General features: G+C 41.0%; 1 pseudogene. It reads right to left on the bottom strand.

The features are described from left to right. Positions 1-26: 26 nt before the first annotated feature. Positions 27-152, bottom strand: a pseudogene (locus tag D0T57_RS15985) (hypothetical protein); the annotation flags it as partial. Positions 153-315 lie beyond the last annotated feature (163 nt).

Genomic DNA, 315 nt, shown 5'->3' with positions numbered 1-315 from the left:
ATAAACCTCAATGCGGTATTCGATACCTATATGTATGAGGCTGACGAACGCAATCCTAACCGGGGAATAAGGGTAGATAAACTTCGTATTTCGCACCTGAATGCTACATACGGATTTCCGGTAAATGGTATGCGGTTGATATTCAATGCAAAATCGGGTGTATCATCCCATTGTAAAGCATTGTAGGAGTGCGGTTCTTTTCTTTTACGTCCTCTATGCTGTTCGGCAACTTCACGTCTTTAAACTCATTCTTTGAAATATTGACATCTGACCTGATGCGTGAAGGTGACATATTGGTATGGAATGAGCAAAAAC

It is taken from the genome of Dysgonomonas sp. 511 (genome assembly GCF_010501105.1).
Lineage (GTDB): Bacteria > Bacteroidota > Bacteroidia > Bacteroidales > Dysgonomonadaceae > Dysgonomonas.
This window is presented reverse-complemented; position numbering and strand designations above follow the sequence as displayed.